We start from the raw sequence: 4,280 nt of genomic DNA, 5'->3' as shown, positions 1-4,280 counted from the left end.
GTGGTGGTTAACTATTTCGGTTCCACTGAGCAGGCGAAACAGACAGAGGAAGATGTTCGGGCCGCGGGCGGTGAATGTGTTTTTCTCCAGGGTGATATGACAAGCGCCGCCGACGTCGCGAGCCTAGTTGCCGCGGGCGTAGAGGCCTTCGGCGACCGCATCGATGGACTGGTTAACGTGACGGGGGGCCTTGTTGCGCGCAAAACCTTGTCGGAGATGGATGATGATTTTTTCTCCCAGGTTCTGCGACTCAACGTGAATTCAACGTTCATGCTAACCAAGGCTTGCGTACCTCACATGGGTGATGGTTCGGCGATCGTCAACTTGGCGTCGCAGGCGGGCAGAGATGGTGGAGGTCCAGGTGCTTCTGCTTATGCGGCATCGAAAGGCGCGATCATGACCTTTACCCGATCTATGGCTAAGGAGCTTGGCCCCCAGAACATTCGCGTGAATGCGATGTGTCCCGGAGTGATCAGCACCACGTTCCACGACACCTTCAGCAAAGATGAGGTTCGCAAAAATATCGCAGCCTCTACGCCGCTGCGCCGTGAGGGTCACCCTTCAGAAATCGCCGATATTACGGCGTACCTGCTGTCTGCGGAATCTTCGTTCCTGACGGGCGTTAACCTCGATACGAACGGCGGACTTCTGTTCTCCTAAGTATTGAATTATCGAGTGGTCGACGGGTAATGCGGGCAGTCACTTGCCAGGAGTGTTGATTTGAGGAACTTGTTCAAGCGTCTTGCTTCCTGGCTTATTGTGGCTGCCTTGTTAAGTCCTCTCGCTGGATTTGCCATGGAGCACCCGGCGCTGCTTCTTACGCGTGACGGCGTTGAGTCGATCCGGGCGAACCTCGGGAAGGCGCCGCTCTTCGATCACAGCCTTCGTAGCGCGAGGGAGGATGTGGACCGGGAAATCGCTCTGGGCATTGACGTACCTGTCCCGCAGGATTTTTCCGGCGGCTACACGCATGAGCGGCACAAGCGTAATTTCTTCGTCGCTCAGAAGGCAGCGCTTCTCTATCAGATCCTTGATGAGCCGCGCTATGGCAATTACGTACGGGACATGCTCTTGGAGTACGCCGCGCTGTATCCGACCCTGCCGCTCCATCCGAAGGAACGCTCCTACGCGCGAGGTCGCTTATTCTGGCAGTGCCTGAATGATGCTAACTGGCTGCTTTACATGGCTCAGGCGTATGACGCTATCTACGAATTCCTGAGTGTTGAGGACCGTGAGTTGCTTGAGCGGGATCTGTTTCGGCCCTTCGCGGACTTCATCTCTTTAGACAACCCACAGTTTTACAATCGAATCCACAACCACAGTGCATGGGGTAGCGCGGCGGTTGGCATGATTGGTGTTGCGATGGGCGATGAAGAGCTAATTAATCGAGCACTTTATGGCTTTGAGGCTAGCGTGGATAGTGAGGCGCGTGACAACGATGGAGGACTCATTAGCTCTGAAGGGCAGGGTCGTGGGTTCCTGGCCAACCTGGACGCGCCGTTCTCGCCGGACGGTTATTACACGGAAGGTCCTTATTATCAGCGTTACGCCATGTATCCGTTCCTCGCGTTTTCAATCGCCATGGAAAACGCCTATCCCGACAAACGGGTGCTGCAGCAAAAAGATACCGTGCTGGTGAAGGCCACCTATGCGCTGCTGAATCTGGCTGATTCCCAGGGTGAGTTCTTTCCCATCAACGATGCCCAAAAAGGGATGTCCATAACCAATAGCAGTCTCGTTACGGCTGTGGATGCTGCCTATCTTTATGGCGAGCAGGATCCTGCCCTTCTTTCTGTGGCAGAGGAGCAAGGGCGGGTTGTCCTTGATCAAAGCGGCATGGCTGTGGCGTTGGCTGTTGAGGAAGGGCGTGCGCAACCGTTCTTAAAGCGATCCGTGATTTTGCGCGATGGCCCTGACGGGGAGCAGGGGGGGATCGCTGTGCTTCGTGATCCTGAAGCTGGGTTGGAGACCGTATTCAAGTTCAGTGCCCACGGTTTGAGTCACGGGCATTTCGACAAGCTGGCAATCGCTGTTCACGACGACGGTCGCGAAGTACTACAAGACTACGGTCTTGTCAGGTTCGTTAATATTGAACAAAAGGGTGGGGGCAACTACTTGCCTGAAAACGCATCATGGGCAAAGCAAACGGTCGCAGCTAACACGCTGGTTGTTGATGGTCAGACTCAGTTTGGCGGTGAGTACGACGCGTCGAGTCGCAACCATTCAGACCTGCTGTTCAGCGATATTGGAGACGACGGCTTCCAGATTGTCAGCGCACTAGAAGCGAATGCTTATGCGGGAAGTGTCATCCAAAGAACGGTGGCCATGCTGCGCTCGCCCCAAGAAAACCCCGTCGTCATCGATGTCCTGCGCGTGATGAGTGATAGCCCTCGTACCTACGACCTACCGTTTCACTACCTCGGGCAAGTGATTCACACGAACTTCAGCTTGGCACAGGATGAAGAATTCCACGTTCTCGGAGATGGTCACGGTTATGAGCACTTATGGCGGGAAGCCGTGGGTAAAGACCTAGGAACCTCGGCGACATTTACCTGGCTTGATGGGGGGCGCTTCAACACTATTACCACCGCAACTGAGAAAGATGACGAGCTGTTACTGGCACGATTAGGTGCCAACGACCCTGATTTTAACTTGCGGCGCGATCCCAGTCTGATTATTCGCAGAGAGTCGGGTCGTCCAACTGTTTTCGCCTCAACTATTCAGTCCCACGGAGGCTACGACCCTGTATCTGAGTCAGCTGTCGACGTTCCCGGTGATGTGGATCACGTTGAGGTTCTTCTCAGCACGAAAGACTACAGCGCTGTAGGTATTCAGTGGCACGGAGGGGAGAGGTCTTTACTCATCGTTGCCAACCGAGATGTGTCGGCCGGCGGGAACCATACGCTTGAAGTTGGTGGGCGTAAGCATCAGTGGACGGGTCCTTTTCAGTGGACCCCTCTTCTGTAACGATCTTTCGGAACCAGATTCTGAACTTACCTAGAGCCCCTGCCCAGAATTCGTACAGACCGGGATCAACGCAATGCGGCGAGCCCTTACTGAAGGCTAATCCAATAGCTTCGACAACCAGTGCATTGTGTTCAGGGCGAACTGCGCGTTTTGTTTCGCGACTGGCGAGTTCATTCCCATGGGCCGTCGCTCCTCGCCCAGGAACTGGGCGCTGAACATCGCAGCCTCTCCGAATATGGCGATGCGCCCCTTGCCGAAAGACATCGCAAGGCCCTGGTACCAACCTTCGATATTGACGCGTTCAGTGCTGTTGGTGAACACCGCGGGTTTCTCAGGATAAAGCAACTCGGTCGAGGGACCGAACACGAGTAACGGCGCAAAATTGCTTTCCGTAACGTTGTCCTCCACTCGGAAGGCCTGACCGGTAAAAGTCGCGACGGAGTCGATGCGTTCGCCGGCATGACGACCGCGAGTAATGGCATGATCTCGGAGTCCTGCGCTCGCTCGATCAAAGACGATCGGAGGGCGTGGTGATTCGAACCCTCTCCTGATTGCGTAGCCGTTTTCGAAACGGACGCCAAAAACCTCTGCCAGTTTCGCCGCGGCGGCGGGCATAGGCATGTGATCGGCAATAAGTAATAGTGCGCCGCCCTCGGCTACCCAAGCCGCTACAGCATCGACTTCTGTATCTGTAAAAGCGGGGTGATTTGGCAACGACCAATCGTCGACATTTTTTTCGGCAAGCGCATTGGCGATCAGCAGGATTCGGCCCTGGGCTAGGGAGGTGCGTGTGAACTTTGAGTTCAGGGGCTGCACTACGTAGCCATCGCTGCGCAACAAATCTGCGAATGGACGGTAACGACCATCTGCGGTGTGGAAATTGTAGTGGCCCTCATCTATCAATACGATGGGACCTTCGCCCGACGGATAAGCAGGGGCTGCAGCTTCTATGACAAAGCTGCTATCAACGACTTGAGGCTGTTGAACTCCGCACGCTCCGAGAAAAATTGCTAAGAACAGCGAGTATCGTTTTGCTCTGATTGGGTAAAACACGGCTTGCAGGCTCCTGACGAAGAACTAATTCGGGAGCCTACTACACTACTCGGAGTAGGGCTCGAAAGCTGCAGCTGCGCAGCAGAATAGTCTGAGACCTACGATTCCGGTCCAGCCACTCCTCACCGAGCTTGCGCCGCGCGAAGAATAACGAACTTGGCATTCGAGGTTACTAGCTCGACGTAGCCAAAGTGTCTTTTTAGGGAGCTGTGGTAAGCAAGGTGCCGGTTACCGATGACCCATAATTCGCCATCTGGTCG

General features: G+C 54.9%; 4 protein-coding genes. 2 read left to right on the top strand and 2 right to left on the bottom strand.

All coding sequences use genetic code 11. From position 1 onward, the window contains the following. Positions 1-660: SDR family NAD(P)-dependent oxidoreductase (locus AB8B76_RS09785; protein ID WP_405272077.1), on the top strand; the 660-nt coding region annotated here is incomplete at its 5' end. Positions 661-720: 60 nt separating this feature from the next. Then, complete coding sequence (locus tag AB8B76_RS09780) at positions 721-2,967, top strand: alginate lyase family protein (protein WP_405272076.1); 2,247 nt, start codon at positions 721-723, stop codon at positions 2,965-2,967. Positions 2,968-3,063: 96 nt separating this feature from the next. Here AB8B76_RS09780 and AB8B76_RS09775 read toward each other — a convergent pair whose 3' ends face one another. Then, complete coding sequence (locus AB8B76_RS09775) at positions 3,064-4,020, bottom strand: hypothetical protein (RefSeq protein ID WP_405272074.1); 957 nt, start codon at positions 4,018-4,020, stop codon at positions 3,064-3,066. A gap of 122 nt (positions 4,021-4,142) precedes the next feature. Then, positions 4,143-4,280, bottom strand: a 138-nt coding sequence (locus tag AB8B76_RS09770; RefSeq protein ID WP_405272080.1) for a methyltransferase, incomplete at its 5' end; no start/stop codon positions are given.

The organism is Congregibacter sp. (genome assembly GCF_045107095.1).
Classification (GTDB): domain Bacteria; phylum Pseudomonadota; class Gammaproteobacteria; order Pseudomonadales; family Halieaceae; genus Congregibacter.
The sequence above is the reverse complement of the archived record's forward strand: the minus strand, read 5'-3'. Positions and strand labels throughout refer to the sequence as shown.